The organism is Pseudomonas sp. ERMR1:02, from assembly GCF_002277815.1.
Classification (GTDB): domain Bacteria; phylum Pseudomonadota; class Gammaproteobacteria; order Pseudomonadales; family Pseudomonadaceae; genus Aquipseudomonas.
On sequence record NZ_NKJI01000013.1, the window covers coordinates 27306 to 48964 of the forward strand.

At 59.7% G+C, this 21659-nt stretch carries 20 protein-coding genes and 2 pseudogenes; 14 read left to right on the forward strand and 8 right to left on the reverse strand.

Going from position 1 to position 21659, the window contains the following annotated elements:
* Positions 1–4 precede the first annotated feature (4 nt).
* The 3 genes and pseudogenes from CES87_RS21285 to CES87_RS21295 all read left to right on the forward strand — a co-directional run.
* Positions 5–1387, forward strand: a pseudogene (locus CES87_RS21285) (LLM class flavin-dependent oxidoreductase); the annotation flags it as partial.
* Between the two features lie 266 nt (positions 1388–1653).
* Positions 1654–2418, forward strand: coding sequence for an AMP-binding protein (locus CES87_RS21290; protein WP_128607653.1), 765 nt, complete (start codon positions 1654–1656; stop codon positions 2416–2418).
* Between the two features lie 122 nt (positions 2419–2540).
* Positions 2541–3980: an FAD/NAD(P)-binding protein gene (locus CES87_RS21295; protein WP_128607654.1), complete on the forward strand. Its 1440-nt coding sequence runs from the start codon at positions 2541–2543 to the stop codon at positions 3978–3980.
* A 178-nt stretch (positions 3981–4158) separates the two neighbouring features.
* On the opposite strand, the gene CES87_RS21300 is transcribed toward CES87_RS21295, so the two are convergent.
* From CES87_RS21300 to ppnN, 3 genes are all read right to left on the reverse strand, one after another.
* Positions 4159–4893, reverse strand: coding sequence for an ABC transporter substrate-binding protein (locus CES87_RS21300; RefSeq protein ID WP_128607655.1), 735 nt, complete (start codon positions 4891–4893; stop codon positions 4159–4161).
* Between the two features lie 197 nt (positions 4894–5090).
* Positions 5091–5831: a response regulator gene (locus tag CES87_RS21305; protein ID WP_128607656.1), complete on the reverse strand. Its 741-nt coding sequence runs from the start codon at positions 5829–5831 to the stop codon at positions 5091–5093.
* Between the two features lie 162 nt (positions 5832–5993).
* A complete protein-coding gene (gene ppnN, locus CES87_RS21315; RefSeq protein WP_128607658.1) occupies positions 5994–7367 on the reverse strand; it encodes a nucleotide 5'-monophosphate nucleosidase PpnN in 1374 nt (457 codons plus the stop codon).
* 213 nt (positions 7368–7580) lie between these two features.
* On the opposite strand from ppnN, the gene CES87_RS21320 reads away from it, so the two are divergent.
* Positions 7581–8108: a DUF3087 family protein gene (locus CES87_RS21320; protein ID WP_128607659.1), complete on the forward strand. Its 528-nt coding sequence runs from the start codon at positions 7581–7583 to the stop codon at positions 8106–8108.
* Between the two features lie 6 nt (positions 8109–8114).
* Here CES87_RS21320 and CES87_RS21325 read toward each other — a convergent pair whose 3' ends face one another.
* Positions 8115–9068, reverse strand: coding sequence for a LysR family transcriptional regulator (locus CES87_RS21325; RefSeq protein ID WP_128607660.1), 954 nt, complete (start codon positions 9066–9068; stop codon positions 8115–8117).
* Between the two features lie 132 nt (positions 9069–9200).
* Between CES87_RS21325 and CES87_RS21330 the strand changes: the two genes are divergently transcribed.
* From CES87_RS21330 to CES87_RS21355, 6 genes are all read left to right on the forward strand, one after another.
* Positions 9201–10370 carry a M20 aminoacylase family protein gene (locus CES87_RS21330; RefSeq protein WP_128607661.1) on the forward strand — a complete coding sequence of 390 codons (1170 nt, stop codon included), beginning with the start codon at positions 9201–9203 and terminating at the stop codon, positions 10368–10370.
* 61 nt (positions 10371–10431) lie between these two features.
* The gene (locus CES87_RS21335; protein WP_128607662.1) at positions 10432–11220 is read left to right on the forward strand and encodes an ABC transporter substrate-binding protein; all 789 of its coding nucleotides are present in this window, start codon (positions 10432–10434) and stop codon (positions 11218–11220) included.
* 173 nt (positions 11221–11393) lie between these two features.
* Positions 11394–12083, forward strand: coding sequence for an ABC transporter permease (locus tag CES87_RS21340; protein WP_128607663.1), 690 nt, complete (start codon positions 11394–11396; stop codon positions 12081–12083).
* A complete protein-coding gene (locus tag CES87_RS21345) occupies positions 12080–12793 on the forward strand; it encodes an ABC transporter permease (protein WP_128607664.1) in 714 nt (237 codons plus the stop codon). Before CES87_RS21340 ends, CES87_RS21345 begins: the two co-directional genes overlap by 4 nt.
* A 19-nt stretch (positions 12794–12812) precedes the next feature.
* Positions 12813–13580, forward strand: a complete 768-nt coding sequence (locus CES87_RS21350; protein ID WP_128607665.1) for an ABC transporter ATP-binding protein — start codon at positions 12813–12815, stop codon at positions 13578–13580.
* 123 nt (positions 13581–13703) lie between these two features.
* Positions 13704–15248 carry a sensor domain-containing diguanylate cyclase gene (locus CES87_RS21355; protein ID WP_128607666.1) on the forward strand — a complete coding sequence of 515 codons (1545 nt, stop codon included), beginning with the start codon at positions 13704–13706 and terminating at the stop codon, positions 15246–15248.
* A gap of 141 nt (positions 15249–15389) precedes the next feature.
* Here CES87_RS21355 and CES87_RS21360 read toward each other — a convergent pair whose 3' ends face one another.
* Together CES87_RS21360 and dapA are read right to left on the reverse strand one after the other, a co-directional pair.
* On the reverse strand, positions 15390–15764 hold the full coding sequence (locus CES87_RS21360; RefSeq protein WP_128607667.1) for a DUF2784 domain-containing protein: 375 nt from the start codon (positions 15762–15764) through the stop codon (positions 15390–15392).
* 60 nt (positions 15765–15824) lie between these two features.
* Positions 15825–16694 (reverse strand): 4-hydroxy-tetrahydrodipicolinate synthase, encoded by an 870-nt coding sequence (gene dapA / locus CES87_RS21365; RefSeq protein ID WP_128607668.1) that lies wholly within the window; start codon positions 16692–16694, stop codon positions 15825–15827.
* Positions 16695–17166: 472 nt separating this feature from the next.
* On the opposite strand from dapA, the pseudogene CES87_RS21370 reads away from it, so the two are divergent.
* The 3 genes and pseudogenes from CES87_RS21370 (at position 17167) to CES87_RS32415 (ending at position 18388) form a co-directional block, all read left to right on the forward strand.
* A pseudogene (locus CES87_RS21370) lies at positions 17167–17864 on the forward strand (AzlC family ABC transporter permease).
* Positions 17864–18175, forward strand: a complete 312-nt coding sequence (locus CES87_RS21375; RefSeq protein ID WP_178081465.1) for an AzlD domain-containing protein — start codon at positions 17864–17866, stop codon at positions 18173–18175. The pseudogene CES87_RS21370 and the gene CES87_RS21375 overlap by 1 nt, the downstream one beginning before the upstream one ends.
* Positions 18176–18241: 66 nt before the next feature.
* Positions 18242–18388 carry a hypothetical protein gene (locus CES87_RS32415; protein WP_178081462.1) on the forward strand — a complete coding sequence of 49 codons (147 nt, stop codon included), beginning with the start codon at positions 18242–18244 and terminating at the stop codon, positions 18386–18388.
* Positions 18389–19151: 763 nt separating this feature from the next.
* On the opposite strand, the gene CES87_RS21385 is transcribed toward CES87_RS32415, so the two are convergent.
* On the reverse strand, positions 19152–19421 hold the full coding sequence (locus CES87_RS21385) for a hypothetical protein (protein ID WP_128607671.1): 270 nt from the start codon (positions 19419–19421) through the stop codon (positions 19152–19154).
* Positions 19422–19681: 260 nt separating this feature from the next.
* On the reverse strand, positions 19682–20362 hold the full coding sequence (locus tag CES87_RS21390; RefSeq protein WP_128607672.1) for an SOS response-associated peptidase: 681 nt from the start codon (positions 20360–20362) through the stop codon (positions 19682–19684).
* 336 nt (positions 20363–20698) lie between these two features.
* Here CES87_RS21390 and CES87_RS21400 point away from each other — a divergent pair, with 336 nt between their 5' ends.
* Positions 20699–21646, forward strand: coding sequence for an ABC transporter substrate-binding protein (locus tag CES87_RS21400; RefSeq protein WP_128607674.1), 948 nt, complete (start codon positions 20699–20701; stop codon positions 21644–21646).
* The last annotated feature ends 13 nt before the right edge of the window (positions 21647–21659 follow it).

The following is a 21659-nucleotide window of genomic DNA, read 5'->3' on the forward strand; positions in this document are numbered from 1 at the left end:
TTTGATGGCCCGTGAAATTCGTCTCAACGCTTTTGACATGAACTGCGTCGGCCACCAGTCGCCGGGGCTGTGGGCGCATCCGCGGGATCGCTCCTGGCAATACAAGGATCTGGAGTACTGGACCGACCTGGCGAAAATCCTTGAGCGTGGCAAGTTCGACGGGTTGTTCATTGCCGATGTGCTGGGCATCTACGACGTCTACAACGGCAACGGTGATGCGGCGATTCGTCAGGCGGCTCAGGTGCCGGTCAACGATCCGCTGCAACTTATCCCGCCGATGGCGCTGGTTACCGAGCATTTGGGTTTTGGCCTGACCGCGTCGCTGTCGTTCGAGCACCCGTATCCGTTCGCCCGACGCCTGTCGACCCTCGACCATCTGACCAAGGGCCGCGCCGGCTGGAACATTGTCACTTCTTATCTGGAGAGCGGCGCGAAAAATCTCGGGCAGAAGAACCAGACCGAGCACGACGCTCGATATGACTTCGCCGAAGAGTATCTGGAAGTTTGCTACAAGCTGTGGGAAGGCAGTTGGGAAGAGGGCGCCATTCTGCGCGACCGTGAGCGTCGGGTGTTCAGCGACCCGAGCAAGATCCACGAGATCCAGCACGTCGGCAAACATTTTCAGGTGCCGGGCATTCACCTCTGCGAACCTTCGCCGCAACGCACCCCGGTGCTGTATCAGGCCGGCGCATCGAGTCGCGGCAAGCAGTTCGCGGCAGAGCATGCCGAATGCGTGTTCGTCGCCGCGCCATCGAAAGTGCTGCTGAAGAAAACCGTCGCCGATATCCGTCGTCGCGCGGCGGAGGCCGGGCGCGATCCGTCGAAGATTCTGATCTTCAACCTGCAAACGGTGATCCTCGGCGAAACCGACGCCAAGGCCAAGGCCAAGTTCGAGGAATACAAAACCTGGGTCAGCTATGAAGGCGCCATGGCGTTGATTTCCGGCTGGACCGGCATCGATTTCAGTCAGTTCAAACCGGATGAACCGCTCAAGCATGTGCACACCAACGCCATCCAATCGGCGGTGGAGGCGTTCTCCACGGCGGATCCGAACAAGGTCTGGACGCCCAACGAACTGGCGGACTGGGTGGGTATAGGTGGGTTTGGCCCGCTGTTTGTCGGCAGCCCGGAAACCGTCGCCGATCTGTTGCAGGAATGGGTCGATGAGACCGATGTGGATGGCTTCAACCTGGCGTACGCACTGACCCACGAAACATTCATCGATGCCGTGGAATTGCTGGTGCCGGAGTTGCAAAAGCGTGGCGTGTACAAGACCGAGTATGCACCGGGGACGTTGCGCGAGAAGTTGTTTGGCGAAGGGCCGCGCTTGCCGCAGATTCATCCGGCAGCCGGTTATCGCGACTTGGCGGGGTTGCGGCAGCAGGAGAAGAGGTGGTGTCAGTCTGAACGATTTATATCCAGCACATACTTCCACAGGAGGTCGGAGTCGTACACAAATACTGGGCTCGACAAAGATCCAATGTGGGAGCGGGCTTGCTCGCGAATGGGCCGTCACATTCAACATCTTCATTGACTGTTACACCGCCTTCGCGAGCAAGCCCGCTCCCACAGGGGCATTGGTGTTTTAGCAATTGCGTTAACCCTTTGGCCGGCGGACCCCGCACGCTTTTGCCCATGAACAGGAGGTCACCCATGAGCGTGCACGAACTCAAACGTCCGCCGATTGCGGACACCACCCAGTGGCGGGTCAATGCTCCCCAGGCGCTGGAGCAATTGCGTCATTGGGCGCAGGTCAGTCCATTGCAGCCGGCATTGCGCCACAAGCGTCACGGGCAATGGTTTGTCTGGCGCTGGATCGATGCCTTGCGTGATGTCGAGCGTCTGGCTGACGGCTTGCGGCAGCAGGGTTTCACTGAAGATTCGCGCCTGGCCGTCAGCGGTGCCTTCGAGCCGAACCTGTTGCTGCTGGCCCTGGCCGCACTGCAGCTGGGCGGTGAACTACTGGCCGTCGCGGACAACCTCGACGCGCCAGCGTTGCATACCGTGCTGTGGCGTAGCGGTCCTACCCATGCCTTTGTGCAGGGTCGGCAGACGCAGCAACTCTGGCTCAACCACGGCCAGTCACTGCTCGACTTCACCGAGCTGCTCGGCCCCACGGAGCCTCCGCAACGCCTGCGGCTGGGACTCTGGGGCGCGCAGCTGTGGAGCGAGGAGGGCACGCAGTGGCAGGGCGGCCTTACGGTGTTGTTGGAGCATTGGCTGAGCAGCGGGCAAACCCTGGCCTTCCCGGAGAGTCCAGGCAGCGCCAGTCGCGATCGCGGTGAAGTGGCACCTTCGGGCCTGCTGCTCTCCGCCGAACGCCTTCATCTGTTGGCGACGGAAATCGACAGCCGTCTCGCCGCGCCGGGAACCTGGCGCCGACGTCTCTGCGACTGGGCGATTGCGGCGCTCAAGTAAACATCACAGGCCTACGTCTTCGACCTTGGCCGGGTAGTATGATCGGGCAGCGCCGAAACGCTGCATGAGCGTGGTTATCTGCACGTTTTTCAATTAGGCAAACAGTGATCAGTGAGAACGGCATGAGTGAAATCCAAAGCGGACAGGCGACCGACGCCATCCGTCACGCGGACATCCTGATTGTCGGTGGCGGCCTCAGCGGCACGATGCTGGCGGCGCAATTGTTACGCCTGCCGGGCCGGCGCTCGGTGCTGGTGATCGAACCCCGCGCCGAGCTTGGCCGGGGCGAGGCCTACAGCGCCGTGGAGTTGGGCCATACGCTCAACGGCAACGCGGCGCGCATGAGCGTCGATCCGGACAACGCCGACGACCTGACCCAATGGTTGACCGACTACATCGCGGCGGGTGGCTGGCCGGAGTCGGATGAACAACACGTGCCGATCAGTGAGTTGTTCCCGCCACGGGGAATTTTCGGCTTGTACGTGCAGCAGCGTCTGGCGCAAGCGCAGGCGGTGGGCGCGCTGAACGGTTCGACGGTCGAGCACGTGCGGGCCGAGGTGGTGGATCTGCAGACCGATGACGATTCGGTGCGCCTGACATTGAGTGACGGTCAACGCTTGCAGGGTGATTTTGCTGTGCTCGCCACCGGTATGTTTCCCGCGGCGCGCACACCGCAAACCGAATCCAGCGGCTTGAACGCCGCGGCGCTTGATCCATGGGATGTGGCGGCCATGCAGCAACTTGATCCGCAGTCCACGGTGCTGATCATCGGTTCGGGCCTGACCATGGTTGATGCCGTGGTGTCGCTGGAGCAGGCCGGGCATCGCGGGCCGATCGAGGTGTTTTCCCGTCACGGCCTGTTGCCTCATGTACGGCGGCAGCCGCCGGCCTGGGCGGATTTTCTCGCCGAGGATCACAGCATTCGTACACCGCGACAACTGGTGCGCGAACTGCGTCGGCATTGCCGAGACGCCATCGCCCAGGGTATTGACTGGCAGGCGCCGCTGGACACGGTGCGGGCGCACATCGCTCGCTTGTGGAGTCAGGCCACGGACGTGCAACGCCGCCAGTTTGTACGGCATGTGCGACCGTGGTGGGAGAGTCATCACCACCGTTCGCCGCCGTTGAGTGCCGAGCTGGTGGCGCGCTTGCACGGGGAGGGGCGGTTGCGGATTCAGGCGGCGTCGTTCAAAGGGCTTGAGCCTTCGGTCAACGGTGAGGTGAGTATCCGCATTCGGCGTCGCGGTGAGGCGCAAACCACCGTTGTCAGCGGCGCGGCTTTGATCAACTCCAGCGGTATTGAGTATGACTGGCGCCGGGTTGCCCGGCCGTTGCCACAGCGGTTGTTGGCGCACGGGTTGATCAAACCCGGGCACTTGGCGTTGGGGATTGCGGCCGAGGTTGACGGTGCGGTGCTGGATGCTGATGGGCGGGCGGCCAGTCGGCTGTTTGCCATGGGACCGCCGTTGCGGGGGATGTGGTGGGAGAGTACAGCTGTCACTGATGTGGCGAGTCAGGCCAAGGCGCTAGCCGTGCGAGTGGCAACATCGTTGACCCTGTAGGAGCTGTCGAGCCTGCGAGGCTGCGATCGGCTGCGCAGCAGTCGTAAAACCTGCAGCCGCAGTTCCTGAAACACCGCATCATCCGATTTCACGACCGCTTCGCGCTCCTGACGATCAATGCCGACAGTGTTCACGTTCAGCGTGGCCGGTTGGCTGACTTTTACCGCCGCAACGATGTTCAACGGGGCGTACTGTTGTTCAGCCAGCGTTGCTTGATCTGTTCCAGGAGGCCATCACGGGTCATCTCGTCCAGCGCTTTTTGCCAGCGTGCGACCTGGCGCGCATCGGTCTGCAGGGAAAACGCGATGTAGCTGCCTTGCTGCATCAGCGGCATCTGGTAGTGCAGCTGGCTGGGGGCCAAACCTTCTTCACGGGCCAGTGTGGCGATGGACAACGTGTCCGACACCACGAAGTCGGTACGGCCCATGCGCGCCAGGCGCATCATCTGTTCGGGCGAGCCGACGCCGTACAGGTTGGTCAGACCCTGCTGCTGCAAGTAGCTGTAGACCAGCCATTTACGCGGCACGACAATCCGGCCCAGACTGCCGGCTTCGAGCAAATTGTGGACCGGTGGCCGGGAGCTGTCGGCGGAGTACAGCGCGGTTTCCACTTCCAGCAACGGCCCGACCCACTGGTAGCGCCCATCGCGCTCGGCGGTGCGCAATACGGTAAAGACCCCGGTGGCCGGTTCAGTACTGGCCACGTGCAAGGCACGCAGTAAAGGCAGTTGTTGCAGGTTCACGTGATCGCCGGTGCGCTCGGCCAGCGCCCGCACCACATCCACGCCGAATCCCACCAGTTGGCCACCTTGCTGGAAATGCAGGGGCGGATGGTTGTCGGTGAGCATGTTCAGATCGGCCGCGGGCGCATTCAGCGTCAGGAAATACAGCAGGCAACCGGCGATGCGCTTCATGAATCGTCCTTGATGTAATGAAGCGCAAATCTTAGTACGGGCACTGTGCCACTGTCCCGGACTATCTCCGGGGCTTTTGTGTCAGAGATGAGGATTTATGGGGATGTCAGGCTGTTGCGGAAAACTGTGTCTGGATCGGCTTTTGCGTATCCCGACGGGATTCCTGTACAGACGGATACCAAACCCTGGAAAAATGCTCACACCTGTGCATCGAGCATTTCCACCGGGTAGGAAAACACGTAGCCCTCGCTGCGCACGGTCTTGATATAGGTTGCCTCCCGGGAATCATCCTTCAACCGTTGGCGCAGGCGGCTCACCAGCAAGTCTATGGAGCGGTCGAACAGGTCGGCGTCGCGCCCCTGGGTCAGGTTGAGTAGCTGGTCACGGCTCAATACCCGTTGCGGGTGATCGAGGAACACCCGCAGCAAGCGGTATTCGGCGCCGCTGAGGGCCACCAGGGTGCCGTCTTCGTCGAGCAAGTGACGGGCTGTGGTGTCCAGGCGCCAGCGGCCGAAGCCGAGCATGCGGCCACTTTCGGTGATCAGCAGGTTGGGCGGCAGCATCCGGGTGCGGCGCAGCACCGCGTTGATCCGCGCCAGTAGTTCACGGGCGGCGAAAGGTTTGGTCAGGTAGTCGTCGGCGCCCATTTCCAGGCCAAGGATGCGGTCGGTTTCGTCATTGCGCGCGGTGAGCATCAGGATCGGCGTGGCCTTGTGCTTGCCCGAGCGCAATTCGCGGCACAGCACCAGACCGTCGTCGCCGGGCAGCATGATGTCCAGCACGATCAGGTCTACTTGGTTGGCATCCAGAAAACTGCGCATTTGCCGGCCGTCGGCGACTACGGTGGTGCGCAGGCCGTTTTTCTTCAGGTAGTTGCCGACCAGCTCACGAATCTCGCGGTCGTCATCGACGATCAGGATGTGGTTGACGTGGTCCACTGGTCGATCCTCTTGTTATTCGCGTTCGATCGTTCCCACGCTCTGCGTGGGAATGCCTCAAGGGACGCTCCGCGTTCCAGCTCTAGAAAGGGACGCAGAGCGTCCCGGGCTGCATTCCCACGCGGAGCGTGGGAACGATCATAACAACCCTTCAGTGTGCTATCAGGCCACCACTCGATAACACGGCACATACGCCGCGCCACCCGGCAGTTTCATCCGGTGTTGGGCGACGAAGGCCTTGAGCAGTTGATCCAGCGGTTGCATGACCGCCGCATCGCCACGGATCTGGTAAGGCCCGTGCTGTTCGATCAGGCGGATGCCCTTGTCCTTGACGTTGCCGGCGACGATGCCGGAGAACGCGCGGCGCAGGTTGGCGGCCAATTCGTGGGGCGGCAGGTCGCGGCTCAGTTTCAGGTTGGCCATGTTTTCGTGGGTCGGGTCGAAAGGGCGCTGGAAGCCTTCGTCGATTTTCAGCAGCCAGTTGAAGTGGAACGCGTCGTTGCGCTCGCGGCGGAACTGTTTGACCGCCTTGAGGCCCACGGTCATTTGCCGTGCTACTTCCGCCGGATCGTCGATGATGATCTGGTAATGCTTCTTCGCCCCTTCACCCAGGGTGGCGCCGACGAAAGCGTCGAGTTGCTCCAGGTACGGCGCGGCATGTTTCGGGCCGGTGAGGACGACTGGGAAGGGCAGACCCTCGTTGTCCGGGTGCATCAGGATGCCGAGCAGGTACAGGAACTCTTCAGCCGTACCGGCGCCGCCCGGGAAGATGATGATGCCGTGGCCGACACGGACGAAGGCTTCCAGGCGTTTTTCGATGTCCGGCAGGATCACCAGTTCGTTGACGATCGGGTTCGGCGCCTCGGCGGCGATGATTCCCGGTTCAGTCAAACCGAGGTAACGGCCGCCATGGATACGCTGTTTGGCGTGGGCGATGGTGGCGCCTTTCATCGGGCCCTTCATCACACCGGGGCCGCAACCGGTGCAGACGTCCAGGCTGCGCAGGCCCAGTTCGTGGCCGACTTTCTTGGTGTATTTGTATTCTTCGGTATTGATCGAGTGGCCGCCCCAGCACACCACGATCCTGGGCTCGACGCCGGGGCGCAGGGTGCGGGCGTTGCGCAGCAGGTGGAACACGTAATCGCTGATGCCCTGGGAAGTGCTCAAGTCGATGCGTTGGCTGTCGAGTTCGTTTTCGGTATAGACGATGTCGCGCAGGGCGCTGAACAGCATTTCACGGGTGCTGGCGATCATTTCGCCATCGACGAAAGCGTCAGCCGGGGCGTTCAGCAGTTCCAGGCGTACGCCGCGGTCTTGTTGGTGAATGCGGATTTCGAAGTCCTTGTAGGCTTCGAGGATGGTCTTGGCGTTATCGACGTGGGCGCCGGTGTTGAGGATGGCCAGGGCGCATTGGCGGAAGATGTCGTAGGTGCTGCCGGATCCGGCTTCGCTCAGTTGCTGGACTTCCCGTTGGGAGAGTGTTTCCAGGCTGCCTTTCGGGCTGACCGAAGCGTTGATTACTTGTCGTTGGGTCATTCAAAGATCCTTAAAACGATGTCATTCCACAGTAACAACGAATGACATCCGAATAGTGTGTATCCAGGAAAGAAGATGGCACTAATTACGCGGTCTCGCCATGTCCCCATTTGACGATGAAAAGTTGAAAAGCAGCCCCAGCATAGCTAAATCCTTCGCAGAGGCGATAATGCCCGCACTCTTTTTACCAGCGATTGAAGGAAACCCGACGTAATGTTCGAAATCCAGCCGATGAACGCCCAGACCTATCGGCAACAGACACGGCGCAGCACGCTGATGATTGCGCTGATTTTCCTGGCGCTGGCGATGGTGCTTTCCACCTCCGCGGTGGCGTTGTTCGGTGAGCCTGGCGCAGACAATTTGCGCTTCAACATCGGCGGCGTGTTTGCCGCGGTACTGGTGATGGCGGCGCTGATGCGCAAGCTGTTCTGGACGCAGGCGTGGATGGCGCCGGCGGTCTATAGCTGGCAGCTCAAGCGCAGCCTGATGAGCGTCACCAACGTCATGCACCACGTCACCGCCGCCGTAGAAGCGGGCGATCCGAGCGCCATGAAGCTGTTGCGCTTCTATCACCTGGGGTTGAGCCAAATGCACCAATTGGACGGGAACTCCAGCGACCACGGGCAATTACGCCGGGAAATGGAGCAACACGAGGTGCGGATGCAAGCGCTGGGCATCGACACCGAGCAGACGCGACTGGATCCGGCGTGGCTGGAAGCGGTGAAGCAAACGCGGACCTGAGCCGTCTCAAACCCGCAGTCGTAGCGTCTCGAAGAGTTTCCTGTCTTCCTTTTTCGCCGAACGGGCATGGCGTCGAATGACCTGCAACAGGCAATCGGTGAAGCAAAGCGCCGCGTTGCTCAGGGCACCATTGCGGCGTGTCACGATGCTCAGCTGCCGGGAATCGAATTGTTCGGTCAGGTCCAAGGAAACCACGCGGCCGAGGAAGGGCGGGGCAATGCTGACGATGGAAGGCCCCCAGGTGCACATGTCAGCGCGCTCGACCATCATCTGCAAAATAGCCAGTGAGTGAGCCCGCACGATTCGGTTCTCATCGATCTGCGCGCCGTGTTTCCAGAACAGCTCCTGCATCAAGCCATCGTGGCCGTCCGGCGCATAGTTCAGGGTCCAGTTCTGCTCAAGCAGTTCATGGATCGAGCGCGCATGCTGTTGCGCATGGCCCTCGCGGACCAGCACCGAGGTCTGGTAATCGAGCAAGGTTTCGCAGGCAAATTCCTGGGTCGACTGCGCCGGATGCAGTTGGCCGATCGCGAAATCCATGCTGCCGTCGCGCAACAACGGTTGAGCCACGGCCATCAGGCTTTCGTAAAGCTCCAGTCTGATTTGCGGCATCCGTTCGCGAAACGCCAACACCACTTCGGGCAGGAAGGTCAGGGCGATCCACGGCGTAATCCCGACACACAGCCGGCCTTGAGCCTTGCCGCGCATGTGATCGAGTTCGGTCTGAGCATGTTCGAGTTGCTTGATCACCAGCCGGGCGTGGGTCAGCAAGACTTTTCCGTATTCAGTGAAACTCAGGCCGCTGGGCGTGCGGGTGAACAACGGCAACTGCTGACTGGTTTCCAGCTCCCGCAACGCCTTGGTCACCGCCGCCTGGGAAATCTCCAGTGAACGGGCGGCGGCGCGGATGCTGCCCGTCTCGGCGCTGGCAATCAGTGCTTGTAATTGATGCAGTTTCATCTGCTTACCCTTCAGACAACCATTGGTTGTCATCATAACCAAACTGGGGCTCCCCAGCCCATGCTTGCGTTACCTAAGATCGGTCCCACAGTGCTGTCGCAAGCGCTGCGTCCCTATCGAAGGAGAACAACAATGGATGCCAGCCACGTGCTGCCAGGTATTGCAGCGATACAAGATGAAATGATCGCGTTACGTCAGCGTATTCACGCGCATCCCGAGTTGGGTTTCGAAGAGTTCGTCACCAGTCAGCGGGTTGCCGAGTGTCTGCTGCAGTGGGGTTATGAGGTCAGCACCGGCGTGGGCAAGACGGGGGTGGTCGCCACTCTGAAGAATGGCGAGGGTCGGTCTATCGGCTTGCGTGCAGACATGGATGCGCTGCCGATTCAGGAATCCACCGAATTGCCTTACGCCAGCCGGATCGACGGGGTCATGCATGCCTGCGGCCACGACGGTCACACGGCAACCTTGCTGACGGCCGCCAGGCATCTGGCCCACACCCGGGCGTTCAACGGTACGCTTGCGCTGATTTTCCAACCGGCTGAAGAAGGTTTGGGCGGCGCCCGTAAAATGCTGGAGGAAGGACTGCTCGAACGCTTTCCCTGCGATGCGATTTTCGCCATGCACAACGTTCCGGGTTATCCCGTCGGACATCTGGGCTTCTACAGCGGGCCGTTCATGGCGTCGGCCGACACGGTGAACATCAAGGTCATCGGCAAGGGAGGGCATGGCGCAGTGCCGCACAAGGCTATTGACCCGGTGGTGGTGTGCGCTTCGATCGTGATCGCCCTGCAAAGCATCGTCTCGCGCAACGTCAGCCCGCAGGACATGGCGATTATCACCGTGGGCTCCATTCATGCCGGTAGCGCCTCGAATGTCATTGCATCCAGCGCCGACATGAGCCTGAGCGTGCGTGCACTGACGCCTGAGGTTCGCCGGTTGCTGGAAGTCCGGATTACCGAACTGGTAAACGCCCAAGCCGCGAGTTTTGGTGCCCAGGCACAGATTGATTATCAGCATTGTCATCCGGTGTTGATCAATGACCCCGAGTCGACCGCGTTCGCCCGGGAAGTCGCCCGGGATTGGTTGGGAGAGGACCGGTTGATTGATGACTTGCGCCCCTTCACCGCGAGTGAGGACTTCGCCTTCATCCTTGAGAAATGCCCCGGCAGCTATCTGGTGATCGGCAATGGCGACGGCGATACCGGTTGCCAGCTGCACAACCCCGGCTACGACTTCAATGATGCTTGCCTGCCGATCGGGGCGAGTTACTGGGTCAAGCTGGTGGAAAGTTTTCTGCGTTGAGACGCCGCAATGTCGAGCGTCAATCTGTACAAAAATCGTCTGCGACCTGGAGAGGAAAATAATGAACAAGATAATTGCGGCGGTTTCACTGGTGTTCCTGACGGCATCGGGCATCGCTGGAGCGGCCGACTGGTCCGGTAAGGTCTTGAGGTTGGGTGTAGACCCCACCTATCCACCTCTGGAATACAAAAACCAGGACGGCACGCTGACCGGCTTCGGGGTCGACATCGCCGAGGCACTCTGCGCCGAGTTGCACGCCCGCTGCGTTTGGGTCGAAAGCAGCTGGGACGGAATGATCCCGGCGCTGCTGGCACGCAAGTTCGACGCCGTGGCGTCGTCGATGACCGTCACGCCCAAGCGCCAGGAGCAGATTGCCTTCACCGACAAGGTGTCCAACGCCCCGGCACGTCTGGTCGTCAAGCGTGGGTCGGGTCTGCAGCCGACCCTTGAATCACTCAAAGGCAAACGCGTTGGCGTGGAACAGGGTTCGACGCAGGAGGCCTATGCCAAAGCGGTGTGGGGCTCCAAAGGCGTGGACATTCTGTCCTACCAGAATCAGGACCAGGTGTACGCCGACCTGGTGGTGGGGCGACTTGATGCCTCCGTGCAGGGCTCCATCCAGGCCAGTTACGGGTTCCTGAACACGGCACAGGGCAAGGATTATGAGTTCGCGGGCGCGACCCTGGATGATCCGCAGTTTTTCGGCGTGGGTGATGGCATTGGCTTGCGCAAAAAAGATGTCGAGTTGCGCGAGGACTTGAACAAAGCCCTGGCGACGATTCTCGCCAATGGCACTTACGAGCGGATCAACAAAAAGTACTTCGATTTCGACGTCTACGGCGCGAAATAACACCCCCCTGCTTCCTGTAGGAGCGAAGCTTGCTCGCGAAGGTCGTGAACGATAACGCGTAAAAACCAGATGCTCCGCGGCGCCCATTGGTTTTTCGCGAGCAAGCTTCGCTCCTACAGTTTACCGATCTGCATCCCCCCTTCACCTCACCCAATAAGAACAAGGAGAGTGAAATGCTTCTGGAAGGCTTTGGCCCGCAAATTTTGCTGGGCACACTGGCCACAATCAAACTGGCGCTCTGGTCGTTGCTGATCGCTGTTCTGGCAGGACTGATCGGCGCCAGTTCCAAGCTGTCCTCCAACCGCGTGTTGCGGACGATGGCCACGGCTTACACCACCATTATTCGCAGCATGCCGGACCTGGTGATCATGCTGCTGCTGTTCTTCAGCCTGCAGATGTTGCTCAACCGCGTGACCGACTGGCTGGGCATCGGGCAAATCGATATCGACCCGTTACTGGCCGGTGTGGTGACGCTGGCGTTCATTTACGGGGCCTATTTTACCGAGACATTCCGCGGGGCCTTCCAGGCAGTCCCTGCAGGTCAGGTCGAGGCGGCGAGGGCCTATGGCATGACCCGCGGGCAAACCTTTCGCAAAGTCCTCTTCCCGCAAATGTTGCGTCATGCGCTGCCGGGCATCGGCAACAACTGGCAGGTGTTGATCAAGTCCACAGCGCTGGTCTCGATCATCGGCCTGACCGATGTGGTCAAGGCCACGCAGGACGCGGGCAAGGGCTCGATGCAGTTCTTTTACTTCACGCTGGTCGGCGGCCTGATCTACCTGGCGATTACCACTGTGTCCAACGTCGTATTGATGTGGCTTGCGCACCGCTACTCGGTCGGTGTCAGGAAGGCGGCGCTATGACCAGCATTATCGAGGACTACTGGCAGGCTTACCTGTGGAGTGACGGGCCACATTTTTCCGGGTTGGCGGTGACGTTGTGGCTGCTGATTCTTTCGGTGGTGATCGGCTTTCTGCTCGCAGTGCCGCTGTCGATTGCCCGGGTCAGTCGCAATCCGCTGATTCGATTGCCGGTCTGGTTTTACACCTACGTGTTTCGCGGCACGCCTTTGTACATCCAGTTGCTGTTCTTCTACACCGGCGTCTACAGTTTGCATGTGGTTCGGTCACAGGACTTTCTCAACGCGTTTTTCCGTGACGGGTTCAACTGCACGGTGCTGGCGTTCGGGCTCAACACCTGTGCCTACATGACCGAAATCTTTGCCGGCGCCATCCGGGCGACACCCCATGGCGAAATCGAGGCCGCCAAAGCCTACGGGATGGGCCGTTTTAGCCTCTATCGCCGAATCGTCTTGCCGTCGGCGTTGCGTCGGGCCCTGCCGTTTTTCAGTAATGAAGTGATTTTGATGCTGCATTCCACTTCGGTGGCCTTTACCGCCACGGTCCCCGATTTGCTGAAGATTGCACGGGACGTCAATTCGGCGACCTACGCGTCCTTCAGCGCATTCGGGATCGCCGGGGTGTTGTATGCCGGCAGCGCCTTTTTACTGATCTGGCTGTTTCGCCGTGGCGAACTGCATTGGCTGGCCTACCTCAAACCCCGCACGCATTGACCCCACCGGACTTGCTCGAATGTATAAATTGATCGTTGAAGATGTACACAAGAACTATGGCAGCCATGAAGTCTTGAAAGGTGTATCGCTCAAGGCTCGCGCCGGTGATGTGATCAGCATTATCGGATCCTCGGGGTCAGGGAAAAGTACCTTCCTGCGCTGCATCAACTATCTCGAACAGCCATCGGCCGGGCGCATTGTCGTCAATGCCGAAGAACTGCTGACACGCCGCAATTCACGCGGCGAACTGTGTGTGGCCGATCCCGGGCAATTACGGGTCATGCGCAGCAAGCTGTCGATGGTGTTCCAGCACTTCAATCTGTGGAGTCACATGACGGTGCTGGAAAACATCATCGAGTGCCCAATGAGTGTGCTTGGAATCAGTCGGGCGCAGGCTACGGAGCGGGCCCGTCATTACCTTGCCAAGGTTGGTCTGCCAGCCAAGGTCGAAGGGCAATACCCGGTCCATTTGTCCGGCGGCCAGCAACAACGGGTGGCCATCGCGCGGGCGCTGGCCATGGAGCCGCAGGTGATGCTGTTCGACGAACCGACCTCCGCGCTCGACCCGGAGCTGGTCGGCGAGGTGCTCAAAGTCATGCAGCAACTGGCCGAGGAGGGCAGGACCATGGTGGTGGTCACCCACGAAATGGCGTTTGCCCGGCAGGTGTCGAACCACGTCATCTTTTTGCATCAGGGCCGGGTGGAAGAACAGGGGGGGCCGGCCAGCGTGCTGGAAAGTCCGCGTAGCGAGCGGTTGCAGCAGTTTCTGGCGGGGAGCCTCAAATAACGCAAAGCACTGGCCCGGTTGACGGTACGACCTTATGATTACTTATTGCGAAAATCACCCATTCGGGTGGTTAAAGTGGCGAGCGGGACAGTTCGCCCTGTCATAAGAATCTCAGGGAGCGTCATGGGGCATTACGACCGTATCGAAAAAAACCGGCCAGCCATCGCCAGGCTCAAGGTGCGCGCGGCAGTGACGCTGCTGGTTGCCGTGTGCCTGTCGATGGCGGTGATCGTCACCTGGGAAGTCTGGAGTTCGCGTCAGTACCATCTGCATGACAAGGAAGTGGCGATGTCCAACCTTGCGCAGACCCTGGCTTCGCAGGCGCAGGCGTCGATCAAGCAGGCGGATACGCTGCTGTTTGGCCTGGTCGATCGCCTGGAAAACGACGGCGTTGCAGACGGCCGGCTCAATCGCTTGCAGCGCTTGCTCGGCGCCCAGCGTAGTGAGCTGAGCCAGATCCATGGCCTGTTCGTGTATGACGAAAAAGGGCAGTGGATCGCCAACTCCAATGGCGCCGAAGTAGGCGTCGCCAACAATTCCGACCGCGAATACTTCATCTTCCACCGCGATCATCCTGATCGCGGGCCGCACATCGGTCCGTCGATCAAGAGTCGTTCCAGCGGCGAATGGATCATGACCGTGTCGCGGCGAGTCAATTACCCCGATGGCCGTTTTGCCGGCGTGGCGCTGGCGACAATCTATCTCTCGCACTTCCTGCAGTTGTACGACAGCATCGACATGGGCAGTAATGGTGTAATCAACCTGATCGCCGACAATGCCAGCATTGTTGTGCGGCGCCCGTTCAATGAAGCGGACATCGGCGCCAGTCTGCTCAAGAGCCCGCTGTTTACCCAGTTGCTGCCCAAAGCCAGCGCGGGCACGGCCACCATCCGGTCGATGATCGATGGCGTCGAGCGGGTGGTGGGTTATCGCCGGGTCGAGGGCTATCCGCTGATTGTCTTTGCCGCGTTGAACAAGGACGAAGTGCTGGCTGGCTGGCGCAAGGAGTCGATGCTCAGTGCGTTTATCGTTGCGTTGTTGCTCGGGATCCTGGGCGTGCTCGGTTATCGCCTGATCAAGTTGATGAAGCAGCAGAACCGCATCCAGGTCGAGTTGCTCGGGTCCCAGGAAAGGCTTCTTGAACTTAATCGCAACCTGGAGCTACTGGCGCTGGAAGACGCGCTGACCGGGCTGGCCAATCGTCGCCAGTTCGATCTGTTCATCCACGCGGAAATGGGTCGCGCCCGGCGCAACCAGACCGGTCTCGCACTGTTGATGATCGATGTCGATCATTTCAAGGCGTTCAACGATCAGTACGGCCATCTGGCCGGCGATCAGTGCCTGCGCAGTCTCGCGGCCATCATCACCGACTACATCAAACGTCCCGGTGACCTGGCCGCGCGCTTTGGTGGCGAGGAGTTTTCCGTGGTGCTGCCCGGCACCGACTATGTGGGGGCGTTTCTGGTGGCGGAGAACATACGTCGCGCGGTGCAGGCGGCGGGCCTTGCGCACAGTGAAAGTCCAGCAGGTACGATCACGGTCAGCGTGGGCGTGTGCGGTTACGATCCGGCGTCACAAACCCGCACCGAGGATTTGATTGGTGCTGTCGACAAGGCGTTGTACGTGGCCAAGGCCAGCGGCCGCAACATGAGTGTGATTGCCAATTGAGAGCATGTTTTCAATCCTCAAACGACTACGAAGGTGTCACCTCCTGTAGGAGCTGGCTTGCCAGCGAAAATGACCTGCCTTGTACCGGGTTCGCGGACGCCTTCGCCAGCAAGCCGGCTCCTACAAGGTTGGCGCAGTCAATCAGGGAGTTCGGCGCAGTTTCCACTGGCGCAATAATCGAAGATAGACCAGTCCATTGATCACCAGCACCACGCTGCCCAAACCTAGCTGAATCGCGGGCGTCAGTCCGGCCGGATAAATCACCGGCCACACATAATGTTCGATGAAGCCCTCGCCGTAGACGCTTTGTCCGGCAGCATGGCGCATCAGGTTTTCCCAGCGTGTCAACGGGCAGGGCAGGTGGAACAGCTCCACCGCCACACCCCAGACGGCGGCGGGCAGGTGCCACCAGATCAGGTGGCGCCATTTCAGCACCAGCAACCCGCCAAACAACACAAACACAATGAACGACAGGTGAAACAGCATCAGCCCATCGGCGGCGATTTGGTAAAGCATGTCGACTCCCGCAGGCGTCAAGCGAATCACTCCATGGTACTCGGGCGTTTGCGTGGCGCTCTATCGATTGTTCAGTGCGTCGAGTACCGTCTTCAAGCGCATCACCAGGGCCTCGCTGCTGCGTTGCATCGGCGCGCGCAGTTCATCGCCGATCAGGCCTTCGAGGGCCAGTGCGGTTTTTACCGGGGCGGGATTGGGTTCGATGAACAGGCTTTGAATCAGCGGCAGCAGCTCGAAGAATGTCCTGCGGCCGGCGGCCAACTGGTTGTCGCGGATCTGCTGGTACAGCGTGACAAAAAGCTCTGGATGCACATGGGCCGACGCCGCGATCGCACCCTTGGCACCCAGGCACAAAGCGCTGAAGATCTGGTTGTCTTCACCGCACAGCACATCAACCAAACCGCTGGAAAGCAGCGCGAGGGTGTTGGTCAGGTTGCCGCCGCAGTCCTTGATCGCGACGATGCGCTCGTGGGTGACAATGTTGAGCAGGGTCGCCTGTTCGAAGGCAACGCCGGTGCGGTAGGGGATGTCGTAGAGAATCAGCGGAACGCTGGAGGCATCGGCAACGGTTTTGAAAAACGCTTCGAGCCCCGCCTGGGAAGGGCGGATGTAATACGGCGGCGGCACCAGCAAACCCGCGAGTGGGCGCTTGAGAATTTCGCTCTGGAACTGCAGCAGTTCGTTCAGATTGTTACCGGCCAGGCCCATGACCACGCGCTGTGCCGGCACAAGTTCGAGCACGGCGTCGAGCACCGCCAGTTGCTCATGTTTGTTCATGGCTGCCGGTTCGCCGGTGGTGCCGCAGACAATCAGGCCGTCGACGCCTTTTTCCAGCAGATGGCTGACCAGCCGGCGCAGGCCGACGAAATCGATGGCGCCATTGTAGAACGGCGTGACGAGGGGAACCCAGATACCTTGAAATGATGACATGCACTTTCTCCTGAAGGTTGACCGATTTCGTCACCGTCAGAAGCGTAGAAGGAAGCAAGCAAGGGGAGTGTAGTCCGTAGCGCTCAATGTCCTGTCAGCTCATCTGACGGGACAGCGCGCCCCGGTCACATGAGCGACTGTTTCTTCGATTTGAGGGCGCGCGCAACGCAACCGTGTGCCTTGGCAATCAAGCCAATGACGACAATGTTGAGGTTGGAGGTTGCGGACATGTTTGCTTACACCCTGAATGAGGCGCCAGTTTTAAAAGCTGGCGCGGTATTTGTCAATCGCGAATCATCGACTCCAATTCATGAAGGGCCGCACCTTGAAGGAAAATGCAGCGCCCTCGTGTTACTGCTACGCAGGCGAAACAAGCAACCAGCCGATGAATGGCAATGTGCGCAAGATTGTTCAAGCCATTGGCGTCGACTGCTGGCAAAGTCTCGGGTCTTTCCCCCGGTTGTAGAGCGTTATGTCCAATTCACACTTGCCGCGCAGTGCATTCCTGCGCGGCGCCGCGGCGATCATGCCGCTGTCCCTGGCGACCGCGCCTTGGGGCTTGCTGGCCGGTTCCATGGCCATCGAAGCCAACCTCACGCCCCTGCAAGGCCAGGGCTTGTCGAGCATCGTGTTTGCCGGGGCCGCGCAACTGGTGGCCATCGGCATGCTCAAGGCGGGGCGGGAATCTTTTCGATCCTGCTGACCACGTTGTTGCTGACGTCTCAGCATTTGCTCTACGGGATGAGCCTGCGTTCGGTGATCTCGCCATTGCCGGGGCGCTGGCGTGCGGGCCTGGGCTTTCTGCTCACCGATGAGTTGTTCGCCCTGACCAGCCAGCACGACAAGCAACAATTCGATCGCTGGTATGCGCTGGGCGTGGGCCTGACGTTTTACGTCGCCTGGAACCTCTTTACCCTGGCCGGGATCGTGCTCGGCAGCAGCATTCCGGGCCTTGAGCACCTGGGGTTGGACTTCTCCATCGCGGCCACCTTCATCGCCCTGATCACCCCGGTGGTGCGCAATGTGCCGACCGTGGTGTGTGTCGCGGTGTCGTTGTTCTGCTCGGTGCTGTTCAGCTATTGGCAATGGGGTTCGGCGCTGGTGTTGTCGGGATTGGCGGGCATGACTGCCGGTTTTATCTGCAACAAATTCTGGGGTGTACGCACATGATGGTCTGGGCTGTGATTATCGGCATGGGCGTGTTGGTGTTCCTCAATCGCTATGTCTTTTTGGAACCGCGACTGCCGGTGCGCTTGAGCAGCAATGCCCGGCAGTTCCTCGGTTTTGCCGTTCCCGGCATGTTGACCGCTATCTGCGGGCCGATTGTGTTCATGCCCGAGAAGCAGCTGAATCTGCAGTGGGATAACCCGTACTTGATCAGCTCGCTGGTGGCGGTCGGCCTGGTGGTGTACACCCGCAACACCTTGCTCAGCATGCTGTTGAGCATGGGGTTTTTCTTTTTGTTGCGCTGGTGGCTGTGAGCCGGGCACGGGATATTGTTCTACGCTTAAAGTTGATGACTGATCCCTTCAGGAAGAGAGGTGAACATGGCCAATGAACCCAAACGTCCGGACCCGGATGAAGATGTGGATGAGCCTACGGAAGAAGAGCTTGAGGAGCAGAAGCGTTCGATACCGGACTGGAAGCATCCTGATGATGGTAAGGAACTGTCGGAGCCTGACCGTAAGTTTTGAGGGTTGTAGAGTGAATATCCATTCCTGCGGTAACGGCTACTAATGGTTCCGCTCTTACAGCGGGTCACTTGGAAGAGCCCCAAGTAACCAAGGGCTTTTGCCCCTTTCGTTCGGCCCTTCGCCAAGGCTCAGGGTACCCTCGCTCCGGTCCTGCTCCGTGGGCCCGCCGCGATGGGCCATCCTTGGCCCAGCGCGGCTAACCCGGCATCCATGCCGGGTTGCCCACTGCGCAGAACCTGCACTCGGCCTCTCGAGGGGGCAAGAAAATCAAAAGCCAGATCAAAAGCACGCGAGGCGGCCTGACAGCCGACCTGTCTTTTGCATGTGCACCCAATCCCCTGTAGGAGCGAGCCTGCTCGCGATGGACGTCAACGATAACGCGCCCTGTCTGAATGATCGCGTTGTCTGGGCGTTTTTCGCGAGCAGGCTCGCTCCTACAGTGGAGCGAATACATCCAAAAAATCAGGTCGGCTATCAGGCCGCGTCGCGTGCTTTTGATTTGGCTTTTGATCTTGATCTGCCCCGTCGGAAGGCCGAGCGCACGGCCATGGATGGCCGATCGCGGCGGGCACACGGAGCAGGACCGGAGCGAGGGTATGCCGAGCCTAGGCGAGGCACCGTACGTCAGGGGCGAGAGCGTTTGGTTACTTGGGGCCGGGCGGCGTTCCGTTTTTCCAAGTGACCCGCTGTAAGAGCGGAACCGCCAGCCGCCGTTACCGAAGAACGGATATGTACCAACCCAACCCAACCCGAATCAGGTCACCTATTCCACGATCTCAGAAAAATCAGGATGAGCCGCCCGATAACCCAACGTCCTATCGATCCAGGCATTCAATTCGTTGACCATCACCGGCGGTTTCCCCGGATAGCCTTCAAGTGTCGAGCTCAGAAGGTTGTCGATATTGGGGACTGATCGCAGGTTTCGGGTATTGATGTATTGCCCGATAAAAGAGTCGAGTTGGTAGTGTTCTGTCTTTGTAAGATAGACACATGCCAGCTTCACGACTTGATTCTTCGTAAAATCGTCGCGCAAATTAGTTCTCTGCAAGGCTTGGTATTTTTGGGATGTTTTTCGTCGTTGACTCTTTGGTCAACTTGGTGGCGCCAATGGAATTGCGGCGCGCATGCTAGCCGTAGTCATTCAAAATGTATCTATGACCAGAGGATTGTCGGACAAGCGGTTATGCACAAATCGTATGTATTATATAAGTGTTAATCAGTTGAAACAGTGATTGTAACAATTCCAGACAACGCTTTGTTACATACGACGGTCGCCCTGTCGATATTGCCAGTTCAGGTAATCTCTTCAATCAACTCGGGCCCTTGGTTCCTGGCATTGCCAACCGCTTTATCGACCCTATACCACTCAAACACATCGCTGTCCTCACCCTGCAAAAGAACCATTTGCTCGGCACGCTCTTTGGGCGTGGCCGGGTCCAGCCATTCCCGCGCCAGTTCTGCCGACAACACCACCGGTCGCCGGTCATGAATGTCCACCATGCCGCCCGCGCTGTCGGCGGTGATGATGACGAAGCCGTCATCGTCCCGAGGCATGGCGCTACCAATTGGAAATTGCCCGATCGCCGCACATAAAACCGGCCCCCGGTCACGCCGTCGAATCAGCCAGGGTTGCCGCGTGCCGTCCCCGGCATCGAGCCATTCGAACCAGTTGTCGACCGGGCAGATCGTGCGGTGTGGCCAGATCGCCCGGAAGAACGGGCCATGGGCAACTTGTTCAACTCGCGCATTGATCGGCGCCGCCCGATCTTTCGCCCAGTGCGGTCGCCAGCTCCAGCGCTGCAAATCGGCATGCAGACCGTCGTCCTCCAGGTGCAACAGCGCAAGTTGCGTGGTCGGCGCGGCGTTGTAGTGCGCCAGTGGCTGATCGCCGACGTGGTTGATCAACGCGTCGGGGATGCTCAGAACCGCGACAAAGTCGTGAATGCCCCGGTATTGCGATAGACGTCCGCACATGACCGAATCCTCCGTAGGTGATTCAGCATAGATGTTTCGACGATTGGGCTTCACGCAAAACTTGTAGGAGCGAGCCTGCTCGCGATGATCTCGATAACGCCGCTGGGTGTCAGATTTCCAGCGTTATCGTTGACGACCATCGCCAGCAGGCTTGCTCCTACAGGGTTTGCGGCGATTTGGATGTACGGTGGAAAACAGTCTGTTGGGCCGCTGTTGTTGGGCCAACACTGCGCGGGGCGGGTCATTAGCTTATGCATAAATAGAATTTAAATGGCTGCTTGTAAGAGCGTTATGGTCTATCTCATTCATCCCCCTAGCCCAAAAAAGGAGCCCCCGATGAACCTGTCCCGATTCGTGCGAAGTCTGTTGACCGCTTCCCTGTTTGCCGCGCCGCTGGCGCATGCCGCCGACCCCGTCGTCCTGCACGTCGGTGACCAGAACTACTACAACATTCGCGCTTCGGTCGAAGCTTCGGGTGTGCTGAAGGGCGCGCCCTACACCGTCGACTGGAAGCACTTCCAGGCCGCCGCGCCGCTGGCCGAAGCCCTGAACACCGGTGCGCTGGACCTGGGTTTCCTCGGTGATTCAGGGTTTCTGTTCCTCGCCGCCAAACAGGCGCCGGTCAAGCTGATCGGCGTATCGCGGCAGAACCCGGACACCATCGCCTTGCTGGTGCCCAAGGACTCGCCGGTGAAAACCATCGCTGATCTCAAGGGCAAGAAAGTTGCCTACTGGCCCGGTGCCTGGAGCCAGCAACTGACCTTGCGCGCCCTGGAAAAAGCCGATCTGCCGGAAGACTACGTCGACTTCATCAAACTAATGCCGATCGATGCCGCCGCCGCGTTGCCACAAGGCAGCATCGACGCGTTCCCGGTCTGGGAACCGTACATTTCCCAGCAGATCCTGTTCTCCGGTGCGCGGCCGATTCTTACCGCCAAGAACCTGATGCCCGGTTTGAGTGCCATCGCTGCGTCGAGCCCGTCGATCGACAACAAGCGCGAAGCCATCGCCGATTTTCTCGAGCGTCTGAAAAAGGCCCGGGCCTGGGTCGACAACCACACCGACGAATACGCTGATCTGTGGGCGAAGAAGGCCAACCTCGATCAGGACGTCTCCCGTCATTGGTTGCGCCAGGCCCACATGACCGTCGGCCCGGTGGATGCGCAGGCGGCCAAGGATTTGCAGAGCACCGCGGACTTCCTGTTCAAGGTCAAGGCGCTGCCGACTGAACTGGCGACTGCACCGATCATCGACAGCTCGTTCCAGCAGGCGCTGGCGAACTGAGTGCGCCCCCTGT